This window comes from Pseudomonas sp. JZ134 (assembly GCF_051027695.1).
GTDB lineage: Bacteria > Pseudomonadota > Gammaproteobacteria > Pseudomonadales > Pseudomonadaceae > Chryseomonas > Chryseomonas luteola.
The window spans coordinates 3243721-3267888 of sequence record NZ_CP069250.1 but is presented as its reverse complement, the minus strand read 5'-3'; the positions used below and the strand labels follow the sequence as shown (position 1 = coordinate 3267888).

Below are 24168 nucleotides of genomic sequence, written 5' to 3'. Positions count from 1 at the left end.
TCTATTCCCTTATTGCAAAAACACTGTATGTGCGACTGAGGGTGTTTTAGGTGAGAACATAATCATTCCACGCCAATCTATACGCCCGCCCAATTCTTTTTCAGAAACGGGCTCGCCTTTAAGATAAAATAAAGTCTTACTGTCAAAGCTAAATCTTCTGACTTGGCATTTTATGCATGGCGTGGCCAGCAAGAATCCCAGTGTGCCATTTTGAAGGGGCATCCTATTTAATATTATTTGAGCATCTTCAATATAGCCAAGGTCTGAATCATCAGCATTTGCCCAGTTAATTAAGGCTAAAAAAAATGGCATCCAAAGTAATAGATATATTCTTTTCATGATTATTTTATGTTAAGAAAATAGATGCCTTGAGTCTGGTCTGAGTAAGCGCCATTCTCGTGAGTGGTTTTTGTGTTAAGTTCATAGGCGGAGCATTCAAACTTTCCTATCGATGCTCCTTCACAGTTGCCTTTTGTTATAAACCTGACAGTATTAGTAGAAATTTTTGCATTTTCTATGTCTTTATCTAGAAGTTTGGAAAGGTCAACAGCTGTTCTACGGTTTGGTAGTTTGCCTGCTAGGGGTTCCAAACCTGCATTCGCAGCGCTAAGAAGTGAAGCACGCTTGCCAACGTCTTTGTTAAAGTTGGCTATTTGTGCGCGTATCTCGCTCTGGGTAGCCTGGTATAGCTCTGAGCGTGACTGGGAATTGCCCGCCATACGCTCTTCTACAGTCGCAAGGCGAGCTGCTGTGATTCCGGCAATAGTTAATACTGCAAGGAAAACAAGTGCGACAATTAGGCTTGCGCCCTGTTGTTTGCTCGTCATCATATTTTCCTTAATAGGTGTTCTTGAGTTGAACGGTCGTTGTAAATATCTGGCGTACATATCCGTCGTTTGGCGATACAGGCGGACTATCCAATAAATAATAATCTTTTTGGGGCGCTGCTGGTTTGCTTGGTGCACCTGAATTGGCCAGTACAGCGATTCTTACAGTTTTTATATCTGACCAATTACCTGTCTCTTCTATTCGATCAGCTGAGACGTACTGTTTGACTGTATCTGTCCCACTACCTAAACCATACAAAATTTGAATTCTGTCTATGCCATTAACAAGTGATTGTTTTTGGCTAAACCAAGAAAATGAAGAGTTTCCCTTTATATAGGAGCTGCATTTCAGGGAGCCATCTTCAACAAAAAAAACGTTCACTAATACCTTTTCTGTGTTGGCGCCTGTTAGCTCCTTACCTGCGCAATCTCTTCTTTTATTATTATCAGTCGGATCTTCAGGTACTTGATAAGCGACTGCCAGTGTATCTGATGTATTACCTGCGCCGTTTACAGTGCAACGAGGGATTTCACCCGCCATAACGTTACAGCCCCCCTCAATTCCGGCAGGCTTAGGTAATGCCGAGCTGGGGTCTAAGTACCCTCCTAAGCGAACGCTTCTGGTCATGAAATCAAGGGCGAATCTGCCATTTTCCTGCATCCGTGAAATGACTTCATTAGTTTGATAAGTTTGACGTGTCGATAAGAAAACCTGTATCACCCCTGCAAGTAAGATAAGGCTTAGCGTAAGCGCTATCATTAACTCGACAATAGAAAGCCCTTTTTGCTGGTTTTGGAAACGGTAGTCTGTATTCATGGCGTCACGGTTACTTCAGCTGAAAGTTTTTCCGACCCCGCACTTCTGTTTGCGCTGTCGTCACCTTTTCCCTTCCAAGAAGCGTTCAACTTATAGAGACCCGTCTTGAGTTCAGTTACAGTGACTGGGCTTCCAGATGAGGGTGCGCTTATGAAGTCTCTACTATTGTAACGAGCGGAAGCTGCAACACTGTTTTCTGAATATGCGCTGCTCGCTGCGTAAGAGCACTGTGCTTCCCATCGATCAAATTTAGCCATTTGTACAGCATCGCAGCTAGAGGCGTTAACTTTTGCACCACTAATAGGATCGTAATGATCAGCGCAGATAGGCGATGGAAGTGCCGTGCAATTAGGTGTTTCTGTATACGCAGAAACAGTGTCCGATGCATTGGATGCAAAGGAATCGTTTGCCCTCATTCGCTCCGCGAGATCCTGTAGGAGCCAAGTAGCTTGGGATCGCTGATTGCTGTCAGCAGTGCTTTTCAGGGCATTCAGTTGCAGAGTTGCAAGGCCTAGTAAACCAATAGTAAATATTAATAAAGTGACAAGAACTTCAATTAAGGAGAGTCCTTTTTCTTTGTTCATAGAGATGAGGCAGCCTTGCGTCATGTCTTTCCTTAGCACTGCACGTTGGGTTGCGCTGCACGTAAAGAGGCTTGCCCTACTGCATTGATAGTAATGCAGCGAGCATCAGTCTCACTTTGTTTTAGGGCATCAGAGCTGACTTTGAATGAGTTCGCGCTTACCCCTCCCAACAGCGTTCCATCTCTTCTGAAGGTCAGCCGGTTCGACGAGCTGAGGTAAGCGCTATTTATCTGGGTTTTCCCCGAGGCTTCGTACGATCTTATTACGCTTGCATCGTTACAGCTGTTAATACTGCTGGGACCAATACACCAACCTGCACTCCATCCATTTGAAGAGTCTTGGCGAGGGATTAGACTGATCTGTGCATTCCGTTTAGTCGCTTCGGCTCTTGCAAGCATCAAAAAGCCGTAAAGCTCTGAGGCATCGCTAGAAACCCTTTGCTTTACTATGAAATAGCCCATAGAAGGCATGGCTATCGTAGCTACGATAGCCAAGATAGCAACGGTGACAACAAGCTCAATCAGAGTGAAGCCTGAGCTCCTTCTCAAAAACAGCATACGATTCTCCCATCAGGACATTGAATTATTGCTTGACGTTTAGGGGCTGTCGCAGGCTGAGGGACAATTGGATTCCTCTATGGGATAGTCGGTCAATCTGAAGGGGAAGTGCTGCATGAACCAGCGTGTTGTAAAGGATCAGCTCCTTTAACTTGTCGGAGACGACCCTGGTTATTTAAGATCAGCCGCCACGTAACGTTGCTATCCGCATCACAGATTAGAAAGGTGTTGTTATGGCCTAAGCTAGTACCTATAGGCTGGAAAACTATTTGCGGTTCTGTCCTTGACGTAGTTATCTTGCTTTTGGTGTCAGAATAGCGAATTTGTATTACGCCTAAATCGTCCATGATTTGCCATCCCTTGCTCCAGTCCGTACCACATTTGCCAGACTCAAGAAGTGGGCATACAACGATTCTTTTGTTTTTTTGAATACTTATATGGCGAGCGCTAACGATATCTGTATACAGGTTATTTGCTAGAGCTTCCATTTTGCTCTTGTTTAGAAAATTCTGGAGCGGCGCTATTGAAAAGCTTGACAATGTAGCGACTAAAATTAATACGAATAATATTTCTATTAGCGAAAATCCTGAATATTTGTTGCTCATAAGCGAATCCATTCTTATCAATACAAGCCTTCCTGGCTGAATGAAATTTGATTATTTTTTGACTTTTGATGTCAATGTGGCATCGCGCGGGGTGTGACGTGGTTTTTGACGTGGCGATCATTGGTGGGGGCGTTATTGGCCTGCTTTCGACTTTGCAGCTCGCCTTGGCAGGGCAAAGCGTCTTGCTTCTGGAAAGAGCAGAGCTTGGTCAGGAGGCCTCCTGGGCCGGCGGCGGTATCGTTTCTCCACTTTATCCTTGGCGCTACAGCGCTCCCGTCACCGCGTTGGCGCATTGGTCTCAAGACTTCTACCCGGAACTTGGTGCTCAGCTTTTCGAAAGGACAGGTGTAGATCCTGAAGTCCATGTAACAGGGTTGTATTGGCTGGATCTTGATGATGAAGCTGAGGCGCTTGCCTGGGCCAAAGACAAACAACGGCCTCTGGCCTCGGTACCTATTCAAGAGGTCTATTCCCACGTTCCGGTATTAGGGGAGGGCTTCAAGAAGGCTATTTATATGGCGGATGTGGCTAATGTCAGAAACCCGCGGCTGGTTAAGTCCCTTCAAGCCGCTCTGGCGGCTATGCCCAACGTAACCATAAAGACTGGAAGCGAAGTGCAGGCATTTCTTCAGGAAGGGGACGCTGTCACCGGTGTCTATGTGGATGGCATTGCCGTCCAGTCTAGGCATGTTGTGGTTTCAGTGGGAGCATGGAGCGGCTCGTTATTGAAGAGCGTTGGCATCAGCTTGCCTGTCGAGCCGGTTAAGGGCCAGATGATGCTATTCAAGTGCGCAGATGATTTTCTGCCCAGTATGGTGCTGGCTAAAGGGCGCTATGCCATCCCGCGGCGAGATGGGCATATTCTGGTAGGCAGTACATTGGAGCATGCAGGCTTTGACAAGAAGCCTACCCAGGCAGCGCACGAAAGTCTTTTGCGTTCAGCCATCGAGCTGTTGCCTGCACTGGAAGGTAGCCCAATGGTCGCTCATTGGGCTGGGCTACGACCAGGATCGCCTGAAGGCATTCCCTATATTGGCCCAGTATCCGCGCGGCCTGGCTTGTGGCTCAACTGCGGTCATTATCGTAACGGTTTGGTTTTGGCGCCTGCCTCCTGCCAGCTGTTGACTAATCTGATCACAGGGGAGGCGCCTATCATCGATCCGGCACCTTATCTGCCGGATTCACGGCTGGAGATCAGCTACGTGTAATCAATCGATGCCCAGCTTTTTCAGGCGATACCGCATCGAGCGGAAGGAAAGCCCGAGCCGTTCAGCGGCGGCTGTACGGTTCCAGCGCGTCTCCTCAAGCGCTTGCATGATCAGCTTTCGCTCGATCTCTTCCAAGTAATCCTCAAGATTACTGATGTTGGCCAGACTGGTTTCGCCAGCGCTGGACGACTGAGGAGTATCTGCAAGACGCAAATCGCTTGGTTTGATCAGGTTGTCTTCACAAAGAGTATAGGCTCGCTCAAGCATGTTCTCCAACTCGCGAACATTACCCGGAAAGCGATAGCTCTTGAGTTTGGCGAGAGCATCATCTGTCAGCTGGGCCAGATCCTGCTGTGATTCCTTGGCGAGACGCTTCAGGATAGTCGAGCACAGTTCCGCAATGTCTTCGCGTCGTTCACGTAGCGGAGGGACACGAAGTTCGATGACGTTGAGGCGATAAAACAAGTCTTGCCGGAAGCGATCAGCGGCTACTTCGGCGGCCAGATCTTTATGTGTGGCACTTAGTATCCGTACATCCAGCGCTACTTCCTGCTGCCCGCCGACGGGGCGTACAGCCTTTTCCTGAATGGCACGAAGCAGTTTTACCTGCATGGCTAGCGGCAGATCGGCGACTTCATCCAGAAATAAAGTACCGCCCTGAGCGGCCTGGAATAGGCCCTGTTTGTCTTCAATGGCGCCCGTAAAGCTGCCTTTTTTGTGACCAAAAAACTCGCTTTCCATCAGCTCCGATGGAATGGCGCCACAGTTGACCGGAATAAAGGGGCGATCCGCACGAGGGCCTTGCTCGTGAATCAGTCGGGCGACCAGCTCTTTACCGCTGCCGGATTCACCGCTGATATAGACGGGCGCCTGGCTGCGAGCGAGTTTGCCGATCTGGGCCCGTAGCGTACGCATGGGCGGTGAGTCACCCAGCAGCCTGTGATCTGCCACCTTGATGGGGGCAGGCGCTGAGCTGCTCAGGCGTAAGGCGGTGCTTACAAGCTCTCGGAGCCGAGGAAGATCAACAGGTTTGGTCAGGTAATCGAAGGCGCCCGCTTTCAATGCCTGGATGGCTGTATCCAGACTTCCAAAAGCGGTAATCATGGCTACAGGAACATTTGGATATTTCTGCTGGATGTATTGCACAAGATCAACACCGGAGCCATCTGGAAGACGCATGTCGGTCAGACACAAGTCAAAGGATTCTCGAGCCAGCAGATCCTTTGCGTCTTTCACGTTCTTTGCGCTAAAGGTGTCGAGCTTCATGCGACCCAATGTAATTTCTAACAGCTCTCGGATATCGGGTTCGTCATCAACGATCAGGACTTTCTGTCGATTCATGTTCAGCTCAACTTGCGCGGATGGGCAAAGGTAATGCGGAAGCAGCCGCCTTGTTCCTGCTGGCGGTAGTCGAGGCGGGCCTGGTTACTCTCGCATAATTCGCGGGAAATATAGAGGCCGAGCCCGGTTCCTTTGCTTTCGGTGGTAAAGAAGGGTTCGAAAAGGTTGGTGATCTGGTCTTCAGGTACACCTGGCCCATCATCAATGACATCCAATATGGGAAGGTCTGAGTCGGGGTCACGGAAGAGATCCAGCCACACTTGTCCCTTGCCGTGCAGCTTGCTGCTATGGCGTAGGCCATTTTGAACGAGGTTGGTTAGCACCTGAGTCAGCTGGCTAGGGTCCATGCGGGTCTGTATCGTACCTGATGTCGTTTGCACATAGACAAGCTGTTGCTCACGTAGAGTGGTTCTGAATTCACCCGCAAAGCGGTGCACCCAGTACTTGAGGTCCAGCAGTTGGGGCTCTGCCTGGCGGCGTCTGGACAGTTGCAGGACATTCTCGATGATGATGTTCATGCGCCGGGAGTGATCCTGAATGATCTGGGCCAGGCGAAGATCATGCTGATCGAGTACTTCTGATTCCTGAAGAAGCTGTGCCGCGTGGCTTATGGCCCCCAGCGGGTTGCGAATTTCATGGGCAATGCCCGCCGTGAGGCGTCCCAATGATGCAAGCTTTAGCTGCTGGGCCTGCTGAGCAATACGGGAAATGTTTTCCAGAAAAATCAGAATATGCTGATTGCCGCTCCGTTGGATGGGGACGAAGCTGGGCTGGATCAGTGGGCCTTCGCTGAACGCTTGCATGGGTGCAGGACGAAGCGTCCGGTTCCTTTCCCACTGTTGTAGCCGGTCCATCAATTCGGGGCATTGATCATTCAACTCCCCGGTATCGAGTTCTGGATGACCGAGCAGCTCTCGAGCGGCAGGGTTGGCTAGAATAGGTGCCATTCTTGAGTCCAGAACCAGAATGCCGGTGCGCATACGGTCCAGGATCAGCGCATTCAGATTTTCCAGATCGGCAACAACGTGCGCCCGCTCTTCTGCCAGAGTCTGGCTTTTGGACAGTCGGCTGACGAGACTTTGCACCAGAAATGCGGCGGCAAAGCACAGTGCGCCCAGGCCTCCCGCCTGAACATACTGATTGGCCTCTGAGGGAAGGCTAAGCGTTCTATAGGCGGTGGCATAAATGAGGGCAAGGGTAGCCAGGGCCGCCAGCAGAATTCCAATACGCCCAACGAGAAGAATGTTGGCGATCGATACGGTAATGATGATGAGGTTGCCAATACCACTCGGTGTACCGCCAGCGCTGTACATGAGATAGGTCAGCAGCCCGATATCCACTAGAGCCAGGGCAAAGATCTGTTTTTGCTTGCGCAGTGGTGGTAGAAAAATCGCCAGGATATTACCCGCTAGGTAAATCCAGCTGCCGACCACAAAGTTTTTACCCTCGGTTACCTTCAGAAGGTTGTCGTCCAGATTGGTGGAAACCAGAAGGATAAAAACCAGCCCGACAATGACCCGGTAGTAGTGATACAACCTCAGGATACGACTGTCCTGCAGGTTGTAATGAAAAAAATCAGCGCTCACTGCTCAGGCTTTTTTGTAAGTGATCTTGGCAGCAGAACCAGAGCTCCCCGTGGGGTAGGGCTTTATCGCGAGGAATGTGTACCCCGCAGTGACCGCAGCGAACCATTGGCTGTGGTTTGGCTAGGCGTGTTTTCTGTGACTTCTGTGGTTTCGCCTGTAGCAGGCGGCGGCACAGCCATACAACAGCGATAATCAGAGCTAGCCAGAAAAGCAGGCGAAACAAACCCATAGTGTTCTCTAAATAGTAGTACGGCCGTTACAAAATTCGTTTCGGGTGTTACGGCACATTAGAAGACTGCAAAAGTAAACTCCATCACAGCGTGTGATGGCCGTTGAAGCGTTATACCTCATCATGGTCTTCATATGAATGAGGTGTCTTATTTTGCGGACCTTCAGGAGTAAATAAAAAGGAGGCTTAAAGCCTCCTTTTTTGTTCAGGTTCGCATCAGTCGAAAAGACCAAACGTCAGACGGCTGAACCATGAGCGACGCGGAGCATCAGGATTTTCGGCCTCTCCAGGCGCAGGTTGATTCTCTGGAAGCAGCTCCTGAGGAATTTCACGCTTCGCATCTTCGTATTGGCGCTGTACATCCTGAGCAGCTCGTGTCTCGCCTGGCGGAAGCGGCTCGCTGGGGCGATCAACCAAACCGAGGGTTGCGCGTGCCAGCCATGAGCGATCATCTTCGCTACGCTGCTTGGGTTTGAACTCACCGTTATCCAGGCTTGGGTTGTCCGGATAGTTCATTTTCAGCGTTTCCAGGCTGGTAGCTGCCAGGTCGTTGAGGCCCAGATGCTGATAGGCCTCAGTCATGACTGCCAAGCCATCCCCTACCGATGGGGTGCCCTGAAAGTTTTCGACAACATAACGACCACGGTTGGCCGCAGCGACATAAGCCTTGCGGCGCAGGTAGTAATCGGCCACATGGACTTCATACGCTGCCAGCAGGTTGCGCAGATAGGTCATGCGCGCCTTGGCGTCAGGTGCGTACCGGCTGTTTGGAAAACGACTGGTGAACTGAGCAAAGTCATTGAATGAGTCACGGGCAGCACCCGGGTCACGCTTGGTCATATCCAATGGTAGGAAGCGCGCCAGAAGACTGCGGTCCTGTTCAAAGGATGCTACACCTTTCATGTAGTAGGCGTAGTCGACATTTGGATGCTGGGGGTGCAGACGAATGAAGCGGTCTGCCGATGTACGGGCAGCTTCAGGCTCTCCGTTCTTGTAATTGGCATAGATAAGCTCAAGCTGAGACTGATCTGCGTAACGGCCAAACGGGTAGCGGGACTCAAGAGCCTTGAGTTTGCTGACAGCCTGGTTGTAGTTGTTGTTGTTCAAATCTTCCTGAGCTTGCTTGTAGAGCTCGGTTTCGCTCAGGTTTTCTGCCACTTCAGGTGCTTTGGAGGAACAGGCAGCGGTGAGGGCGAGGCTGGCGATCAGCAGCAGGTGCTTCAATTGCATGGCGGCTTTGCGTTCCCTGAAACGGTCGGCTGACGGAGCCGGAACCGTCCTGTTATGATGAACAACCCGGCATGAACATCATGCCAGGGCAAAAAGTTTTCGTATTTAACCACAGCGTGTGGCTGAAACCAAAAGCTACACGCCTTTGTTGGCTGCTATGTCCGATATTATCCAACTCAACGCCGAAGTGCCTACAGAACTCGGCGGTCAGCGTCTCGACCAGGTAGCGGCTCAGCTGTTCTCTGAATATTCCCGTTCTCGCCTGTCGTCCTGGATCAAGGAAGGCAGCCTAACTGTTGATGGCGCGGTCCTGCGTCCACGTGATCTGGTGCATGGCGGCGCCGTACTGTCCTTGCGCGCGGAGCGAGAAGCGCAGGGCGATTGGGTAGCGCAGGATATCGAGCTCAATATCGTCTATGAGGACGATCATTTGCTCGTGCTGGACAAGCCTGCCGGGCTGGTCGTCCATCCTGCGGCAGGCCATGCCGATGGTACGCTCCTCAATGCCTTACTCCATCATGTACCGTCGCTGGCAAACGTGCCCCGTGCCGGTATTGTCCATCGTCTGGACAAGGATACGACCGGCCTGATGGTCGTCGCCAAGACTCTGGAAGCGCAAACCAATCTGGTGGCCCAGCTTCAGGCGCGCTCCGTCAGTCGTATTTATGAGGCGGTTGTAGCGGGCGTGGTGGTTTCCGGCGGTACGGTAGATGCGCCTATAGGCCGTCACTCCCAACGGCGCCAGCAAATGGCTGTGGTTGCCGGAGGAAAGCCGGCGGTCAGCCATTATCGTGTCCTGGATCGATTCCGGGCCTATACGCATGTGCGCGTCAAGCTGGAGACTGGCAGAACCCACCAGATACGGGTCCATATGACTCACATTGGCTTTCCGCTGGTAGGGGACCCGGTATACAGCGGGCGTTTCCGAATTCCGCCTGCTACCAACCCAACACTGGTCAAGACGCTTCGAGAGTTTCCTCGACAGGCGCTGCACGCCCGCTTCCTGGAGCTCGATCACCCGGTGACGGGGGAGCGTATGAGCTGGGAGTCTCCTCTGCCTGAGGATATCGTCTGGCTGCTCAGCCTTTTGCGTCAGGATCGAGAGGCGTTTACCGGATGAATGATTGGCTGATTCCCGACTGGCCTGCGCCTGCCAATGTGAGAGGCTGCGTTACGACTCGGTCAGGGGGCGTCAGTCATGGCCCTTATCAGAGCCTTAATCTGGGCGATCATGTACAGGATGATCCGGCCGCCGTGGCGGAAAATCGGCAACGGTTGGTCGACTCGCTAGGGTGTCGACCCGCCTGGCTAAAGCAGGTGCATGGGATTTCTGTCGTTGAGGCTGATCCGGCCCAAGTGCTTGAGGCTGATGCCTCCTGGACGTCGACGACTGGCATTGCTGCAACGATCATGACGGCAGACTGCCTACCTGTCTTTTTTTGTAATCGGCAAGGGACGCGTGTCGCGGCTGCTCATGCCGGATGGCGAGGGCTGGTAAGTGGTGTGCTCGAAGCAACGGCTGCGTCGCTTGAGTCGAGCCCTCAAGATATCCTGGTGTGGTTTGGGCCTGCAATCGGTCCTGACGCCTTTGAAGTTGGGGCTGAAGTGCGCGAGGCGTTCGTGTCAGAGCATTCCCGGGCAAAAACAGCCTTCAAACCCAGCGTCAATGACGGACGCTTCATGGCGGATATTTACCAGCTGGCGCGGTTGCGGCTGGCATCCATCGGCATTGATGCCATCTACGGTGGCGGATGGTGCACGTATACCGACACTGCGCGATTTTATTCCTTTAGGCGCTCCTCGCAGACAGGGCGCCTGGCCAGCCTGATCTGGCTGACCCAACCTCTGGATGAGGCGTAATCCGACTGATCCAGGTCAAATGGCCAGCGCTTGAATCGAGCAGAATTGTCCTTATGTAAGAGGCATCTCGGCGGGTAATCGTTGTGACGCTTTTTATGGTGCGTCCCTGACCCGCGCTCATATAAAGGACATAATCATGCGAATTGACCGTTTAACCAGTAAATTGCAACTTGCGTTGGCCGACGCCCAATCCCTCGCGGTGGGACATGACCATCCGGCCATCGAGCCCGTGCATCTTTTTTCTGCCTTGCTGGATCAGCAGGGCGGTTCGATTCTGCCGCTGCTTCGTCAGGTCGGCTTTGATATTCAGATGCTCCGCCAGGCCCTGACCAAGGAGTTGGACAGTCTGCCAAAGATTCAGAACCCTACCGGGGATGTCAGCCTGTCTCAGGATCTGGCTCGTCTGTTGAATCAGGCCGATCGGCTGGCTCAGCAGAAGGGAGACCAATTCATTTCAAGCGAACTGGTGCTGCTGTCTGCTATGGACGAGAACACCAAGCTTGGCAAGATACTGCTGGCGCAGGGTGTTTCCCGTAAGGCTCTGGAAAATGCCGTCAACAACCTGCGCGGCGGTGACGCTGTCAACGATCCTAATGCTGAGGAGTCCCGTCAGGCGTTGGATAAGTTTACGGTTGACCTTACCAAGCGCGCGGAGGAGGGCAAGCTTGACCCTGTGATCGGTCGTGACGACGAGATTCGCCGCACTATCCAGGTTCTGCAGCGCCGTACCAAGAATAACCCGGTGCTGATCGGTGAGCCGGGCGTTGGTAAAACAGCCATTGTTGAAGGGCTGGCTCAGCGGATCGTCAACGGTGAAGTGCCCGATGGCCTGAAGGATAAGCGTCTGTTAGCCCTGGACATGGGATCTCTGATTGCTGGTGCCAAATTCCGGGGAGAGTTCGAGGAGCGCCTCAAGGGGGTGTTGAATGAGCTTTCCAAGCAGGAAGGGCGTGTCATCCTCTTTATCGATGAGCTCCATACCATGGTGGGTGCCGGTAAGGCGGAAGGCGCCATGGACGCAGGTAACATGCTCAAGCCTGCATTGGCCCGCGGCGAGCTGCATTGTGTAGGCGCTACCACGCTTGACGAGTATCGCCAGTACATTGAAAAGGACGCCGCCTTGGAGCGTCGTTTCCAGAAAGTCCTGGTCGATGAGCCGAGCGAGGAGGATACCATTGCGATCCTGCGCGGCTTGAAAGAGCGGTATGAAGTGCATCACAAGGTCGCGATTACTGATGGGGCCATCATTGCGGCCGCCAAGCTGTCGCATCGCTACATTACGGATCGGCAACTGCCCGACAAGGCAATTGACCTGATCGACGAGGCCGCAAGCCGTATTCGGATGGAAATCGACTCCAAGCCCGAAGCGCTTGACCGCCTGGAGCGTCGTTTGATCCAGCTGAAGGTTGAGCAGGAAGCGCTCAAGAAAGAAAGTGACGAAGGTGCCCTGAAGCGTCTTGGCAAGCTGCGTGAAGACATCGCCCGGCTTGAGCAGGAGTATGCCGATCTGGAAGAGGTCTGGAAGGCTGAGAAGGCGGAGGTTCAAGGCTCTGCGCAATTGCAGCAGAAGATTGAGCAAGCCAAGCAGGAGCTTGAGTTGGCGCGCCGGAAGGGTGATCTCAACCGTATGGCAGAATTGCAATACGGCGTCATTCCTGACCTTGAGCGTAGCCTGCAGATGGTGGACCAGCATGAAAAGCCGGCCAACCAGCTGCTGCGCAACAAGGTGACCGAGGACGAAATTGCTGAAGTGGTCTCCAAGTGGACGGGCATTCCGGTCAGCAAAATGCTCGAAGGCGAGCGTGACAAGCTGCTGCGCATGGAAGATGCGCTTCATCAGCGTGTCATTGGGCAGAATGAGGCGGTGACGGCGGTAGCGAACGCCGTTAGACGCTCGCGTGCAGGATTGGCTGATCCGAATCGGCCGAGCGGGTCGTTCCTGTTCCTGGGCCCAACCGGGGTAGGTAAGACCGAGCTTTGCAAAGCGTTGGCTGAGTTCTTATTCGATACAGAAGACGCCATGATTCGTATCGACATGTCTGAGTTCATGGAGAAACATTCCGTTGCCCGTCTGATTGGTGCGCCTCCGGGATATGTCGGCTATGAGGAAGGTGGCTATCTCACCGAGGCGGTGCGGCGTAAGCCATACTCCGTGGTTCTGCTGGACGAAGTGGAAAAGGCGCATCCGGATGTCTTCAATATCCTGCTGCAAGTGCTGGACGATGGCCGCCTGACTGATAGCCAAGGGCGTACTGTCGACTTCCGTAATGCGGTTGTCGTCATGACTTCGAACCTAGGGTCAGCGCAAATACAGGAGTTGGTTGGCGACCAAGAGGCTCAGCGTGCTGCTGTCATGGATGCGGTGTCGGCCCACTTCCGGCCGGAGTTCATCAACCGTATCGACGAGGTGGTTGTGTTCGAACCGCTCGGACGTGATCAGATCGCTGGTATCGCTGATATTCAATTGAGCCGCCTGCGTCAGCGTCTGGCTGAGCGCGAGTTGGATCTGGCGCTTTCGGCAGAGGCAATGAACAAGCTGGTTGCAGTAGGTTACGACCCTGTCTATGGGGCACGTCCCTTGAAGCGTGCCATTCAGCGCTGGATCGAGAACCCTCTTGCCCAGCAGATTCTGTCTGGGCAATTTGTTCCAGGCAGCAAGATAGAGGCGAGGGTAGAAGGCGACGACATCGTATTTGCTTAGTCTACTAAAGGGCGCCTTAAGGCGCCCTTTGCGTTTCCAGACGAGGCGTATCTTAAGTGCATGAATTTTTTGCAATAAAATTTACTAAAGGGTGTTGACACAGGAATCAATACCCGTAAAATGGCGCACCTCAGCTGATGCAGCGCAGCTTAACGCTGAAGAGCAAAGGTTGAGATTGGAAGCTTAGAAGTTCCGCGATAGCTCAGTCGGTAGAGCAAATGACTGTTAATCATTGGGTCCCTGGTTCGAGTCCAGGTCGCGGAGCCAACTTCCTTGTCGGGGTATAGCGCAGCCCGGTAGCGCGCCTGCTTTGGGAGCAGGATGTCGGGAGTTCGAATCCCCCTACCCCGACCATTAAGTGGGTCGTTAGCTCAGTCGGTAGAGCAGTTGGCTTTTAACCAATTGGTCGTAGGTTCGAATCCTACACGACCCACCACTTTCTTCTCCAAGCGTTAACCTCTTAAGCATTTCTGCTAAGCAGCGAGTTCTTCGCTGTGTCTCGTTTTAAAATCTTCTTCTTTTCAGCACACATTTGTTTGGCGCAGCGCTATTTGCTTTGTGCAAATTCGTCATGTCCAGGGTTTTGTGCCCTGCCTGCACCTTACAAACAGGGCATCTACCATTTAATGCAGCTTTAGCCTTGGCTTGAGTGTATGGCCCAAGTGATCGCTAATGATCAGCAGCAAGGTTCTGAAGTTTCCATAGAGCGCCCGCTGGTGCAGCCGATAGAGTGACACGTAAAACATGCGCGCCAGCCAGCCTTCCAGCATGACGTTCCCGGTCAGATTGCCCATCAGGTTGCCCACGGCTGAATAACGCGAAAGCGAGATCAGAGAGCCGTAATCCTTATAGTGGTATTCAGGCAGCGCTTCGCCCTTCAGGCGGGCCGTTATGGATTTCACCAGCAGAGAGGCCTGTTGGTGGGCGGCCTGTGCCCGAGGCGGGACATTACAATTGTCCTCTCCCGACATGGGGCACGCCGCGCAATCACCAAAGGCAAAGATGTCATCATCCTGTGTGGTTTGAAGCGTAGGGCGTACCACCAGCTGATTGATTCGATTGCTTTCCAGCCCGTCCATATTAGCCAGAAACTCTGGCGCACGAATGCCAGCTGCCCATACCTTAAGCTTGGCGGGAATGAATTCGCCGCTCTTGGTGGTCAGGCCGTCTTCCGTAATAGAGCTTACGGCTGCGCCCGTCATGAGGCGGACGCCTAGTTTCTGCAGCTGTTGAGCGACCGGCTCTCCAATGCGTTCGGGTAATACCGGCAATACACGTGGGCCTGCTTCGATGATCGTGATGCGAAGGTCTTCCGGGCGAATACGATTCAAGCCGTAGGAGACCAACTGTTGAGCGGTATTGCGAAGTTCTGCCGCCAGCTCCACGCCCGTGGCACCAGCGCCAACAATCGCGATATCAATGGGCGCTGCCGTTTCACTGCTTGCCTGAGCATGCAGATATTGATTGAGCAGCTGCTGATGAAAGCGCTCGGCCTGGGCGCGGGTATCCAGAAACAGGCAGTGCTCTGCAGCGCCAGGCGTGCCGAAGTCGTTTGTTTTACTGCCGATGGAAATAACGAGCGTGTCATAGGGCATGGTTCGCTCAGCGAGAACTTCCTTGCCTTGCTCGTCGGTGATAGGTGCAAGACGAATGCGCTTATTTGCTCTGTCCAGGCCAGTCAGGCGACCTAGCTGAAACTCAAAGTGATTCCATTTGGCCTGGGCGACATAGTTGAGTTCGTCGGCTGAGGAATTCAGGGAGCCTGCGGCGATTTCATGCATGAGCGGCTTCCAGATATGGGTCAGGTTGGCATCGACCAACGTGACATGTGCCTGGTTGCGCTTACCGAACTTTCTGCCCAGGCGGGTAGCCAGCTCCAAGCCCCCAGCGCCGCCGCCGACGATTACGATTCGATGTGTCATGGTGTTTAATACTCATAGTGTTGGAATTCTTTGGCGCGGGCAGCCAAGGTGCCTGCGGTGATACGAGCCGCTGATGAGGCGGCTCGTATGAAGTAATTCGTTGGGTTAGTCGTCGATGACGCTTACGGTATCGCCGACTCTAATAATTCCGCCGCTCAAGATGCGGGCAGTGATTCCACCGTGGCCACGCATTGCTTGAAACGTGCCCGGCCCTAGGCGCTCTTCCAGGCGAGCGCATGGCTGGCACCAGCCGGTTGTTTCGAAAATGGCCTGACCGATCTGAAAGCGGCGATTTTTAAGGCTGAAAAGGTTAATACCTGTGACTGCTATATTGCGGCGCAAATCCTGAGGTTCAAGCGATCGTCCGATGAGCGCGCTGACAACTGCCAGATGCTCCCACTGGATAAGCGTGACCTGACGTGCATTGCGTGGGCTGGGGCGGGTATGGTCGCCCGTCAAGCCAGCCTCGCGGCGAGCCTCAACAGCATCAACAATGATCATCTCTGCTCGAGCGGCGGGGCGGACACCCATCCACTGTACGATTCCCGTTTGAGGCACAGCTGCCAAAAGCTCTTTTAGCGGTATCATCAGGTGGGCCTATTACGATAGTAGGGTGGCGGCGTACAACGCCCTTGCTCTGGAGGAGGCTTGCGGATCTGCGGCAGATGTTCTGCTTACATTGAAAAATGACAGGCGTGAATATTTTTACAGCGATGACAGCGAAATGCCAGTCACCCTGGCGCTGCTCGCTGATACAGTTTTCACTCTTTGAACCAGTAACTGGAGGCTCCATGCGCGTCTTGCGCTCTGTGCTATTGCTGATTGCTTTACTGCCCGGATTGACCTGGGCACTGGCGCCAGGAGAGCGCCTTGCACCCTGGACGCTGTTGGATCAGAACGACCAGCCTTATACGCTGGACGATGATCTGCAGGTTTTGCTGGTTGCTCGCAGCATGACTGGTGCAAATCTCGTGAAGGCGGCTTTGAAGGATCAGCCCAAGGGCTATCTAGAGGCTAACAAGGTAGCCTTCCTGGCTGATATCAGTCAGATGCCCAAGGTAATATCGGCGTTGTTCGCCATTCCTGCCATGCGTGACTATAACTACCGCGTGCTATTGGATCATGAAGGGCGGGTGGCGCCCCGTTACCCTGGTGACAAGGAAAAGGTTCTTTGGCTCATGCTGGATCATGGCCGTTTCGTAGGACAGCGAGAGTTTGATTCTGCCGAAGGGCTGAAAGATGCGTTAAAGGCCAAGGCCAAATAAGGGAGGCGCTAGCCGAAACGTTATTGAGCGCTTCGGCTTAAAGCCAAGTGTGGCGAAAATGGTCAGTATAGGACACCATGGAGCAGTGGTTTAATGGTCCCGGCGTGGCATGTCTTCTGAAAACAAATCGTCTTCCAGATCGTTGCCGGGAATGGCGTGCTCCTCTGCTGCCCAGGCGCCCAGGTCTATTAGTTTGCAGCGGTCTGAACAGAAGGGGCGGTTGGGGCTGGCCTCGCTCCACTCCACGGGAGCGCCGCACGTAGGGCAATCTACGGTTAAAGGTGGCTTAGGCATGCTTGCCTCCTTGTAGGGTGAGATAAAAGTGATGCAGGCGTTCGACATGCTCGTGTAGCTGCGCGAGCGTCCCGTCATTAATGAGAACATCATCCGCGTGTTTCAAGCGCTCGGCTCGCTTCATTTGCGCCTGAAGGATGGCCTTGATCTGTGTCTCGTCAGCCTGATCGCGCCGCATGGCGCGTTCGAGCTGCAAAACTTCCGGCACATCTACGACAAGTACCCGTTGGGTAAGCTGCGTCTGGCCTGATTCGATAAGCAAAGGGGAAACCAGAACGGCATAGGGCGATGTGGCTTCGTTTAATGCCCGAATGATTTCCTGACGGATCAAAGGGTGTAATAACGACTCCAGCCAGCGCCTCTCTTCGGGGATAGCGAATATGCGAGCACGCAGCCCTGGGCGATTCAGGCGGCCATCATCGAGCAGAATATCGCCGCCAAAATGCAGAGCGATCTGCTCAAGAGCGGGCTGGCCAGGCTCTACCACCCAGCGGGCCGCGTGATCAGCATCTACTGTGTGAATGCCCAGCGAGCCGAAATGTTCGGCAGCGGCGCTTTTACCGCTGCCAATCCCGCCCGTAAGGCCGAGAATCCAAGGGTTGCTCATCAAAAACCGGCAAAGTGAAGGTACATGCCTGTTATTTGATCACCCCAAAGCAAAGCAATCCACCCCGCAATGGCTAGATAAGGCCCAAACGGTATTGGCGTGCTGTTTTCGGCATTCTTGAGGCGAAGCAGAATGATGCCGAGAATCGCGCCCACTAAAGAGGACAGCAATATCGTAAGCGGCAGGATTTGCCAGCCGCCCCAGGCGCCCAGCAGGGCCAGCAGCTTGAAGTCACCAAAGCCCATGCCTTCCTTGCCTGTGATCAGCCTGAAAAGCTGGAAAACCACCCACAAGCTCATATAGCCCGCCGCTGCACCCCAGACTGCATCGGAGAGACTAGAGAACAACTCAAACTGGTTAACTAGCAAGCCAACCCATAGCAGCGGAAGAACAATGACGTCTGGAAGAATTTGGTGATCAGCATCAATCAGGCTGGCGGCGACCAGCCCCCAGGTCAGTAACAAGGCGCTGGCTGCCTGCCAGGTAAAACCAAAATGCCAGACGACAAACAGGGAAAGCAGGCCGCACGTCAGTTCAACCAGCGGATAGCGAGCACTAATGGGCGCCTTACAGCTGGAGCACCTGCCGCGCAGCATGATATAGCTGATAACAGGAATGTTTTCCCACGGCCGAATGCGATGTTGGCAGTGAGGGCAATGGGAGTGAGGCTTGGCAAGGTTATAGGGTTCCGCTTCGCCTTCGCTGGGTAGTTCCAGCATTTGGCGAGACTGGGCTATCCAGTCCCGCTCAAGCATCTTGGGGAGCCGGTGTACGACCACATTGAGAAAGCTGCCAACCAATAAGCCCAGTACCAACGCACAGCTCAAGTACGCGGCGGGGTAGGTTGCCAAAAGCTCGATAGCCTCCATTAAACAACCGAGCCCAGTTGGAAGATAGGAAGATACATGGCGATGATCAAGCCGCCCACCAGTACGCCCAGAACTGCCATGATCATGGGCTCCATCAGAGCGGTAAGGCTGTCGACCATGTTGTCCACTTCTTCTTCATAGAAAGTGGCCACTTTATCCAGCATTTCATCCAGTGCACCCGACTCCTCACCAATGGCCGTCATTTGCACTGCCATAGAGGTAAACACGGCAGTGGTTCGCATGGAAAAGTTCAGCTGCATACCGGTCGAGACGTCTTGCTTGATCTTGTCGACCGCATTGCGGAAGACAACGTTACCCGTAGCGCCGGAAACCGAATCTAATGCATCTACTAGCGGTACACCCGCAGCAAAGGTAGTGGATAAGGTGCGTGCATAGCGTGCAATCGCAGACTTATAAAGAATGGCGCCCACGACAGGTATTTTGAGTACAAAACGGTCAACGGCATCGCGGAATTTTTCAGACCGTTTGTGCGCCATTTGAAAGCCGAAACCTAAAGCGAAAAGGGCCAGCAGAACGATGAACCACCATTCCTGCAAGGTTTCTGAAAGGCCAATTACCATTAATGTAAATGCGGGCAGCTCTGCGCCAAAGCCCTCGAAGACGGATTGGAACTGAGGTACAACCTTAATCAGTAGAATGGCTGAAACCACAATCGCTACTACGACAACCGCGGCAGGGTAGGTCATAGCCTTTTTGATTTTTTTCTTGAGCTGCTCGGTTTTTTCTTTGTAGGTCGCTACGCGATCCAGCAGCGTTTCCAGCGCACCGGACTGCTCACCTGCATCAACCAGGTTGCAGTAAAGATCATCGAAATACTGCGGCTTTTTGCGCAGAGAGCTAGACAGGCTGTTACCCGCCGCCACGTCCTGCTTGATGTCGTCGACCAGCTTGCGCATGTTCGGGTTATCAAAGCCTTCGCTGATAATGTCGAACGATTGCAGCAAAGGAACACCTGCCCCCAGCATGGTAGCCAGCTGGCGAGTGAACAGAGCGATGTCCAGCGGCTTGATCTTTTTGCCGCGGCTGAAGATCGAGACTGATTTTTTGCGTACACGTGTAGGGTTAATCCCTTGCTTGCGCAGTTGGGCCTTGACCAGGGCAGGGTTCAGCCCGGTCATTTCGCCCTTGATCTTGACGCCTTTACGGTCCGTTCCCTCCCAGGTAAAAGCGCTCATTTTTAATGCTTTGTCGGCCATGCAATCCGCTCTTCAAGTGCTGGAGTGCGTCTTGTCAATGTGCAGCCTTGCTGTTTGACGACGTCCACTCTTGTTCATGTGACTGACCAGCCCTTCATGGGCATCGAGTGGACACGCAAAGTTCGCGCCAATCAGTCCTTGGTGACGCGGTTTACTTCTTCCAGGCTGGTTACGCCTTGCATGGCCTTGAGCAGGCCAGATGTCCGTAGGTCATTAAAGCCCTCTTCACGCGCCTTACGGGCAATCTCGATTGAGTTACCTTCTTCCATAATCAGGTTTTGCATGGCAGATGTGATCTTCACAACTTCATAAATACCTACGCGACCACGGTAGCCGTTATTGCATTCCTCACAACCAATAGGTGAGTACAGCGTAAACTTGCCGATCTGGCTTTCAGGGAAGCCTTCACTCAACAGGGTCTCCCTGGGCACATCATATGGCTTTTTGCATTTAGGGCACAGCTTGCGTGCCAGCCGCTGGGCAATGATCAGGTTGACTGATGTGGCGATGTTAAAAGCAGGTACGCCCATATTCCGCAGGCGCGTCAGTGTTTCTGCCGCGCTGTTGGTATGCAGCGTCGACATAACCATGTGACCCGTTTGTGCAGCCTTGATTGCAATCTCTGCCGTTTCAAGGTCGCGGATTTCACCCACCATGATCACGTCAGGATCTTGACGGAGAAACGCTCTAAGCGCCTGGGCAAAGTCCATTCCTTGACGCGGATTGACGTTAACCTGGTTGATACCCTCCAGGTTAATCTCTACCGGGTCTTCTGCCGTCGAGATATTGATGTCGACTGTATTAAGGATATTCAAGCCTGTGTATAGCGATACGGTCTTACCAGAGCCGGTAGGGCCGGTTACCAGAATCATGCCCTGCGGTTGGCTAAGCGCCTCCATATACAGCTCTTTCTGGCGCTCTTCATAGCCCAGTGCATCAATACCCATCTGGGCGCTAGAGGGGTCAAGAATACGCATCACGATCTTCTCGCCCCACAGGGTTGGAAGCGTGTTGACACGAAAATCGATGGACTTGTTTTTGGAAACCTTGAGCTTTACCCGACCGTCCTGCGGCTTGCGGCGTTCAGAGATATCCATGCTCGCCATCACCTTTAGGCGGGCCGAAATGCGTGGGGCCAGCTGAATAGGCGGGCGTGCCATTTCATGCATGACGCCATCGGTACGGAAGCGTACTCGGTACATCTTTTCGTACGGCTCGAAGTGCAAATCAGAAGAGCCGCGCTTAATGGCATCGAGCAGCATTTTGTTGACGAAGCGAACAACTGGGGCATCGTCCGCGTCTACTTCAGATTTTTTCTCTTCTTCTGTATTAATCTCGATATCGAGGTCAATATCACCAAGATCAAGCCCGCCGGTGCCATTATCCAAGTATTGGTCAATGGCGTTATGGAGCTTGTCATCCTCAACCAGTATGGGTTCGGCAGTCAGCCCTGTGCTGAACTGAATATCATTGATCGCTTGCTGATTGGTTGGGTCGGATATGCCAATAAAAAGCTTATTGCCACGTTTGGCGAGCGGCAGAAAGTGATGCTGCTGCATCAATTTCTCGCTCACGATCTCCTTGGGCAAGGACTCCTTATCAACTGCGCTGAGGTCTAAAAACGCCAAGCCGAATTGTTCAGCAGACAGCTCCGCAATCGCCCGGCTTTTAACGAGGCGATTCTGGACCAGGTGCGTCACCAATGGGACTTTACTGACCTTGCTCTGCGCAACCGCGCTTTGAGCCGTTTTTTCATCCAGTAGCTCCGCCAAAACAAGCTGACGGGCAAGACCAGAGAGGGGCGCTAAATCATTCATAAGACAGGCCGATAACTGCAAGCGATGCCTGCCTTATAGCAGTCGAAAGCCGTCCTATCAAATACGCACTTTTGCGTGACAATTATTGTCAGTACTTGCCATGTAGGCGAAGCGGCAAGGAATCTATTTCACACAAATACTGTGATCTAAGCGGTTGGCACGCTGAATGCTTAAGGAGAGTCAGGCATGTTGAGCCTACTTCTTCTACTGGAGACAAGCATGAAAGCTCAAAAAGGTTTTACTCTTATTGAATTGATGATCGTTGTAGCGATCATTGGTATTCTGGCGGCTATTGCTTTACCTGCTTATTCTAACTATCAAGCACGCGCTAAAGTTGCTGCTGGTTTAGCTGAGATTTCTGCAGGTAAAACTGCTTATGAGCAGTCGGTAAACGAAGGGGTAGTTCCTACAGCAGCTACCGATATCGGTCTGCAGACAACGACAGGCAACTGTTCGATTACAATCGCAGCAAGCGGCGGGCTGCAGTGCCAACTTCGAAATGCTCCTACGCAAATTGCTTCCGCCACAATTACTTTGGCCAGAAGCAGTAGCGGTGTTTGGACATGTAGTTCTTCAGTAGGCGATACTTACAAGCCCAAAACATGTCAATAATATTTGAATTTTGAGGTGAAAAAGCCCTGCATATGTGGGGCTTTTTATTTTGTATGAATAAGTTCTTCTTGAATTCAAGTAAGTTAACAGTTTTTTTTCTGATTTTGGTGTTTCCTTTCTTAATTTTTGCTCACCTTTTCCCTTTGGGTAATTTTCTAGAAACTATTTTTTCGTCAACTATAATTACATTGGTTTTTGTTTGTTTTGCGCTTTGTTTGGTTAAGTTTCAAAGTTTAACTATAAGTAATTTGGCTGGTTTGGTATTTATATTAGGGGGGGTCTGGTGCTTTGAGTCGTTAATTAGCGATATCAGTCATTCGGACCTGATGCAGATTAGTATTTACTTTGCCATTTTAGTAATGGCTGCTCAGATTGCATTCTGGTTGAGTGGCAATGAACAGTATTATGCTTTTATAGCTGGCGTTATTGTTTTTGGTGGCCTTTTAGAAGGGCTGGTGGCAGTTGCCTTTCATTACGGTTTAGAGGGTGAGTGGCTCTCAGCTTGGATGGGAGTTGCCCAAGATCGAATGACTGGTACAATTGCTCAAGCTAATCTTCTAGCAATATATATGTATATCGCTTTTCTCTCAAATGTATATCTTTTTTTGAAAAGGTATACATCTTTTGGCTTTGCTGTAATAGTTGCTTTGTTTTTTGGGTATGTTATTGCGGGTAGTGGGTCTAGGGCTGTTTTAGGTTACTTTGCTGTTTCGTTGGTTGTTTTGTTTTTTTGCTGTTTTGAGTCAAAGAGTTATAATCTTTCGGGTCGTACTTTTTGTGTTTTCCTTGCTTTGCTTTTGGCTGTTCCGCTTTATAGTTATATAGACTCCCTTCTTCAGCCTATTCTTTACGATATGGGATATATTCAGAGAAAGGGGCTGGGTGATATGCAGCGTGATTATGCAGCGCTCGGTTTTAGACCATCAGAGATGCATAAAGCCTTTCTTATGTTTTTGGATAGCCCAATTTTAGGTGTTGGCTATGGCCAATATGCTGTTAATAGTTTTTGGATGGGGGTCAAATATCCTTGGGCTGTGACAGAGGAGACTTTGGCCACCCATAGCCATAACATTTTGGGCCAAGTTTTGGCAGAATTTGGTGCGGTTGGATTTCTTGCTTTCTTTGTTTTTTTTATTGCTTTATCTTTAAGGCTCTTGAGAATAGAGAAAAGCAAAGAGTGGTGGCTGGGTTTATCCGTTACTGGTGTATTCAGTGTTAATGCGCTGCTTGAATATGCGCTTTGGTATATTCATTTCGCTGTTTTGCTGGTTTTTTTTATAAGTCCGCTTGTTGGCGGTCGCTGTGTTAAAAAGCCTTCAGAAGTTTCCATACTTGTGGTGATAGTAGCACTTTGCTTAACCTGTATTTGCTTGATTGTTTCTTCTCTTGATATATATAGAAAGGTTATGCGATATGGAAGTGGGGTAAGCGATTCGCTGCAGGCTTACGATCTGCGTATCGCTACAAGCGATCCTTTATGGGGTAGAGATATGCAGGTTCTAGAGTTGTCTGTTTCTACGGGGCTGGCTAATGACACTGATTATTATGAGAAAGTAACCAGCTCTTTAATGGATTGGAAACCTTTCGATTTGGTTCTTATAAAAAGACTTGAAGTGCTTGGAATTGAGCAAAAAGAGTCTGAGTTAAAAAGAATAGCTGAAGCATTGGTAAGGATTTACCCCTCAAGAGTAAATATTGCTCGTGAATATCTTACGAAAATAATTGGAATCAAGGGTACGGGGGCAGAGAAAATATTGAATGAAATCCTTGTTCCTATTTGAAACGAAAAGTAGGCTATGCTAGATTTCCCAAGTGCCGGTGTAGCTCAGTTGGTAGAGCAGCGCATTCGTAATGCGAAGGTTGTAGGTTCGACTCCTATCATCGGCACCATTTTTATCTGTTTAGGTCATCGCAAAGTTTTAGTGGTTGTAATTCTTTACGGAGCGGGAAATTTACTTTGGATTTTATATTTTTCCTAATATAGCTGTCATATATAGGCTTATGTTTTCAATGGCATGCT

24 protein-coding genes and 4 tRNA genes are annotated in these 24168 nt (G+C 51.6%); 11 read left to right on the top strand and 17 right to left on the bottom strand.

What is annotated here, in order from left to right; translation table 11 throughout:
* Positions 1-9 precede the first annotated feature (9 nt).
* From JQR86_RS15225 to JQR86_RS15200, 6 genes are all read right to left on the bottom strand, one after another.
* Entirely contained in the window at positions 10-339 is a 330-nt protein-coding gene (locus JQR86_RS15225) for a hypothetical protein (protein WP_407362902.1), read from the bottom strand.
* Between the two features lie 2 nt (positions 340-341).
* Positions 342-827 carry a pilus assembly PilX family protein gene (locus JQR86_RS15220; RefSeq protein WP_434153838.1) on the bottom strand — a complete coding sequence of 162 codons (486 nt, stop codon included), beginning with the start codon at positions 825-827 and terminating at the stop codon, positions 342-344.
* A 10-nt stretch (positions 828-837) separates the two neighbouring features.
* Positions 838-1644 carry a PilW family protein gene (locus tag JQR86_RS15215; protein ID WP_407362904.1) on the bottom strand — a complete coding sequence of 269 codons (807 nt, stop codon included), beginning with the start codon at positions 1642-1644 and terminating at the stop codon, positions 838-840.
* The gene (pilV, locus tag JQR86_RS15210) at positions 1641-2228 is read right to left on the bottom strand and encodes a type IV pilus modification protein PilV (protein ID WP_407362905.1); all 588 of its coding nucleotides are present in this window, start codon (positions 2226-2228) and stop codon (positions 1641-1643) included. Before pilV ends, JQR86_RS15215 begins: the two co-directional genes overlap by 4 nt.
* Before the next feature lie 32 nt (positions 2229-2260).
* Positions 2261-2785: a GspH/FimT family pseudopilin gene (locus JQR86_RS15205; protein WP_407362906.1), complete on the bottom strand. Its 525-nt coding sequence runs from the start codon at positions 2783-2785 to the stop codon at positions 2261-2263.
* A 92-nt stretch (positions 2786-2877) separates the two neighbouring features.
* Positions 2878-3390, bottom strand: coding sequence for a GspH/FimT family pseudopilin (locus tag JQR86_RS15200; RefSeq protein ID WP_407362907.1), 513 nt, complete (start codon positions 3388-3390; stop codon positions 2878-2880).
* Positions 3391-3488: 98 nt separating this feature from the next.
* Between JQR86_RS15200 and thiO the strand changes: the two genes are divergently transcribed.
* The gene (thiO, locus tag JQR86_RS15195; RefSeq protein ID WP_407362908.1) at positions 3489-4598 is read left to right on the top strand and encodes a glycine oxidase ThiO; all 1110 of its coding nucleotides are present in this window, start codon (positions 3489-3491) and stop codon (positions 4596-4598) included.
* On the opposite strand, the gene JQR86_RS15190 is transcribed toward thiO, so the two are convergent.
* From JQR86_RS15190 to JQR86_RS15175, 4 genes are all read right to left on the bottom strand, one after another.
* Positions 4599-5939 (bottom strand): sigma-54-dependent transcriptional regulator, encoded by a 1341-nt coding sequence (locus JQR86_RS15190; RefSeq protein WP_407362909.1) that lies wholly within the window; start codon positions 5937-5939, stop codon positions 4599-4601.
* Positions 5940-5941: 2 nt separating this feature from the next.
* A complete protein-coding gene (locus tag JQR86_RS15185; RefSeq protein ID WP_407362910.1) occupies positions 5942-7525 on the bottom strand; it encodes a sensor histidine kinase in 1584 nt (527 codons plus the stop codon).
* Entirely contained in the window at positions 7515-7754 is a 240-nt protein-coding gene (locus JQR86_RS15180; RefSeq protein ID WP_239381792.1) for a PP0621 family protein, read from the bottom strand. Before JQR86_RS15180 ends, JQR86_RS15185 begins: the two co-directional genes overlap by 11 nt.
* A gap of 216 nt (positions 7755-7970) precedes the next feature.
* Positions 7971-8984, bottom strand: a complete 1014-nt coding sequence (locus JQR86_RS15175) for an outer membrane protein assembly factor BamD (RefSeq protein ID WP_010797197.1) — start codon at positions 8982-8984, stop codon at positions 7971-7973.
* Positions 8985-9141: 157 nt separating this feature from the next.
* Here JQR86_RS15175 and rluD point away from each other — a divergent pair, with 157 nt between their 5' ends.
* From rluD to JQR86_RS15145, 6 genes are all read left to right on the top strand, one after another.
* On the top strand, positions 9142-10104 hold the full coding sequence (gene rluD / locus JQR86_RS15170) for a 23S rRNA pseudouridine(1911/1915/1917) synthase RluD (protein ID WP_434153837.1): 963 nt from the start codon (positions 9142-9144) through the stop codon (positions 10102-10104).
* Positions 10101-10844 carry a peptidoglycan editing factor PgeF gene (gene pgeF / locus JQR86_RS15165; protein WP_434153836.1) on the top strand — a complete coding sequence of 248 codons (744 nt, stop codon included), beginning with the start codon at positions 10101-10103 and terminating at the stop codon, positions 10842-10844. Before rluD ends, pgeF begins: the two co-directional genes overlap by 4 nt.
* Positions 10845-10980: 136 nt before the next feature.
* Positions 10981-13545: an ATP-dependent chaperone ClpB gene (gene clpB, locus JQR86_RS15160; protein WP_286788383.1), complete on the top strand. Its 2565-nt coding sequence runs from the start codon at positions 10981-10983 to the stop codon at positions 13543-13545.
* Positions 13546-13736: 191 nt separating this feature from the next.
* A tRNA-Asn gene (locus tag JQR86_RS15155) sits at positions 13737-13812 on the top strand.
* Positions 13813-13822: 10 nt separating this feature from the next.
* Positions 13823-13899: transfer RNA gene (locus JQR86_RS15150), tRNA-Pro, on the top strand.
* A gap of 6 nt (positions 13900-13905) precedes the next feature.
* A tRNA-Lys gene (locus tag JQR86_RS15145) sits at positions 13906-13981 on the top strand.
* A gap of 187 nt (positions 13982-14168) precedes the next feature.
* Here the strand turns inward: JQR86_RS15145 and JQR86_RS15140 are convergent.
* Both JQR86_RS15140 and JQR86_RS15135 read right to left on the bottom strand, forming a co-directional pair.
* Positions 14169-15467 (bottom strand): NAD(P)/FAD-dependent oxidoreductase, encoded by a 1299-nt coding sequence (locus JQR86_RS15140; RefSeq protein WP_434153835.1) that lies wholly within the window; start codon positions 15465-15467, stop codon positions 14169-14171.
* Positions 15468-15572: 105 nt separating this feature from the next.
* Positions 15573-16055, bottom strand: a complete 483-nt coding sequence (locus JQR86_RS15135; protein WP_122043370.1) for an MOSC domain-containing protein — start codon at positions 16053-16055, stop codon at positions 15573-15575.
* Positions 16056-16258: 203 nt separating this feature from the next.
* Here JQR86_RS15135 and JQR86_RS15130 point away from each other — a divergent pair, with 203 nt between their 5' ends.
* Positions 16259-16732, top strand: coding sequence for an FAD/FMN-containing dehydrogenase (locus JQR86_RS15130; RefSeq protein ID WP_434153834.1), 474 nt, complete (start codon positions 16259-16261; stop codon positions 16730-16732).
* Between the two features lie 90 nt (positions 16733-16822).
* On the opposite strand, the gene yacG is transcribed toward JQR86_RS15130, so the two are convergent.
* The 5 genes from yacG to pilB all read right to left on the bottom strand — a co-directional run bounded on the left by yacG (position 16823) and on the right by pilB (position 21536).
* Positions 16823-17026, bottom strand: a complete 204-nt coding sequence (yacG, locus tag JQR86_RS15125; protein ID WP_010797204.1) for a DNA gyrase inhibitor YacG — start codon at positions 17024-17026, stop codon at positions 16823-16825.
* Positions 17019-17633 carry a dephospho-CoA kinase gene (gene coaE, locus JQR86_RS15120; protein WP_434153833.1) on the bottom strand — a complete coding sequence of 205 codons (615 nt, stop codon included), beginning with the start codon at positions 17631-17633 and terminating at the stop codon, positions 17019-17021. Before coaE ends, yacG begins: the two co-directional genes overlap by 8 nt.
* Positions 17633-18502: a prepilin peptidase gene (locus JQR86_RS15115; RefSeq protein WP_434153831.1), complete on the bottom strand. Its 870-nt coding sequence runs from the start codon at positions 18500-18502 to the stop codon at positions 17633-17635. The genes coaE and JQR86_RS15115 overlap by 1 nt, the downstream gene beginning before the upstream one ends.
* Positions 18502-19719, bottom strand: a complete 1218-nt coding sequence (locus tag JQR86_RS15110; protein ID WP_434153829.1) for a type II secretion system F family protein — start codon at positions 19717-19719, stop codon at positions 18502-18504. The genes JQR86_RS15115 and JQR86_RS15110 overlap by 1 nt, the downstream gene beginning before the upstream one ends.
* A gap of 131 nt (positions 19720-19850) precedes the next feature.
* Positions 19851-21536, bottom strand: coding sequence for a type IV-A pilus assembly ATPase PilB (gene pilB, locus JQR86_RS15105; protein ID WP_434153828.1), 1686 nt, complete (start codon positions 21534-21536; stop codon positions 19851-19853).
* Positions 21537-21755: 219 nt separating this feature from the next.
* On the opposite strand from pilB, the gene JQR86_RS15100 reads away from it, so the two are divergent.
* The 3 genes from JQR86_RS15100 to JQR86_RS15090 all read left to right on the top strand — a co-directional run bounded on the left by JQR86_RS15100 (position 21756) and on the right by JQR86_RS15090 (position 24038).
* Positions 21756-22148 carry a pilin gene (locus JQR86_RS15100; RefSeq protein WP_407362915.1) on the top strand — a complete coding sequence of 131 codons (393 nt, stop codon included), beginning with the start codon at positions 21756-21758 and terminating at the stop codon, positions 22146-22148.
* A gap of 53 nt (positions 22149-22201) precedes the next feature.
* Positions 22202-23929 (top strand): O-antigen ligase family protein, encoded by a 1728-nt coding sequence (locus tag JQR86_RS15095; protein WP_407362916.1) that lies wholly within the window; start codon positions 22202-22204, stop codon positions 23927-23929.
* A 33-nt stretch (positions 23930-23962) separates the two neighbouring features.
* A tRNA-Thr gene (locus JQR86_RS15090) sits at positions 23963-24038 on the top strand.
* Positions 24039-24168 lie beyond the last annotated feature (130 nt).

What these genes read in the sequence shown, in the direction of transcription:
- JQR86_RS15225 (WP_407362902.1), bottom strand. Translation starts at nt 339, where the DNA reads ATGAAAAGAATATATCTATTACTTTGGATGCCATTTTTTTTAGCCTTA.
- JQR86_RS15220 (WP_434153838.1), bottom strand. Translation starts at nt 827, where the DNA reads ATGACGAGCAAACAACAGGGCGCAAGCCTAATTGTCGCACTTGTTTTC.
- JQR86_RS15215 (WP_407362904.1), bottom strand. Translation starts at nt 1,644, where the DNA reads ATGAATACAGACTACCGTTTCCAAAACCAGCAAAAAGGGCTTTCTATT.
- pilV (WP_407362905.1), bottom strand. Translation starts at nt 2,228, where the DNA reads ATGAACAAAGAAAAAGGACTCTCCTTAATTGAAGTTCTTGTCACTTTA.
- JQR86_RS15205 (WP_407362906.1), bottom strand. Translation starts at nt 2,785, where the DNA reads ATGCTGTTTTTGAGAAGGAGCTCAGGCTTCACTCTGATTGAGCTTGTT.
- JQR86_RS15200 (WP_407362907.1), bottom strand. Translation starts at nt 3,390, where the DNA reads ATGAGCAACAAATATTCAGGATTTTCGCTAATAGAAATATTATTCGTA.
- JQR86_RS15190 (WP_407362909.1), bottom strand. Translation starts at nt 5,939, where the DNA reads ATGAATCGACAGAAAGTCCTGATCGTTGATGACGAACCCGATATCCGA.
- JQR86_RS15180 (WP_239381792.1), bottom strand. Translation starts at nt 7,754, where the DNA reads ATGGGTTTGTTTCGCCTGCTTTTCTGGCTAGCTCTGATTATCGCTGTT.
- JQR86_RS15175 (WP_010797197.1), bottom strand. Translation starts at nt 8,984, where the DNA reads ATGCAATTGAAGCACCTGCTGCTGATCGCCAGCCTCGCCCTCACCGCT.
- rluD (WP_434153837.1), top strand. Translation starts at nt 9,142, where the DNA reads ATGTCCGATATTATCCAACTCAACGCCGAAGTGCCTACAGAACTCGGC.
- pgeF (WP_434153836.1), top strand. Translation starts at nt 10,101, where the DNA reads ATGAATGATTGGCTGATTCCCGACTGGCCTGCGCCTGCCAATGTGAGA.
- clpB (WP_286788383.1), top strand. Translation starts at nt 10,981, where the DNA reads ATGCGAATTGACCGTTTAACCAGTAAATTGCAACTTGCGTTGGCCGAC.
- JQR86_RS15140 (WP_434153835.1), bottom strand. Translation starts at nt 15,467, where the DNA reads ATGACACATCGAATCGTAATCGTCGGCGGCGGCGCTGGGGGCTTGGAG.
- JQR86_RS15135 (WP_122043370.1), bottom strand. Translation starts at nt 16,055, where the DNA reads ATGATACCGCTAAAAGAGCTTTTGGCAGCTGTGCCTCAAACGGGAATC.
- JQR86_RS15130 (WP_434153834.1), top strand. Translation starts at nt 16,259, where the DNA reads ATGCGCGTCTTGCGCTCTGTGCTATTGCTGATTGCTTTACTGCCCGGA.
- yacG (WP_010797204.1), bottom strand. Translation starts at nt 17,026, where the DNA reads ATGCCTAAGCCACCTTTAACCGTAGATTGCCCTACGTGCGGCGCTCCC.
- coaE (WP_434153833.1), bottom strand. Translation starts at nt 17,633, where the DNA reads ATGAGCAACCCTTGGATTCTCGGCCTTACGGGCGGGATTGGCAGCGGT.
- JQR86_RS15115 (WP_434153831.1), bottom strand. Translation starts at nt 18,502, where the DNA reads ATGGAGGCTATCGAGCTTTTGGCAACCTACCCCGCCGCGTACTTGAGC.
- JQR86_RS15110 (WP_434153829.1), bottom strand. Translation starts at nt 19,719, where the DNA reads ATGGCCGACAAAGCATTAAAAATGAGCGCTTTTACCTGGGAGGGAACG.
- pilB (WP_434153828.1), bottom strand. Translation starts at nt 21,536, where the DNA reads ATGAATGATTTAGCGCCCCTCTCTGGTCTTGCCCGTCAGCTTGTTTTG.
- JQR86_RS15100 (WP_407362915.1), top strand. Translation starts at nt 21,756, where the DNA reads ATGAAAGCTCAAAAAGGTTTTACTCTTATTGAATTGATGATCGTTGTA.
- JQR86_RS15095 (WP_407362916.1), top strand. Translation starts at nt 22,202, where the DNA reads ATGAATAAGTTCTTCTTGAATTCAAGTAAGTTAACAGTTTTTTTTCTG.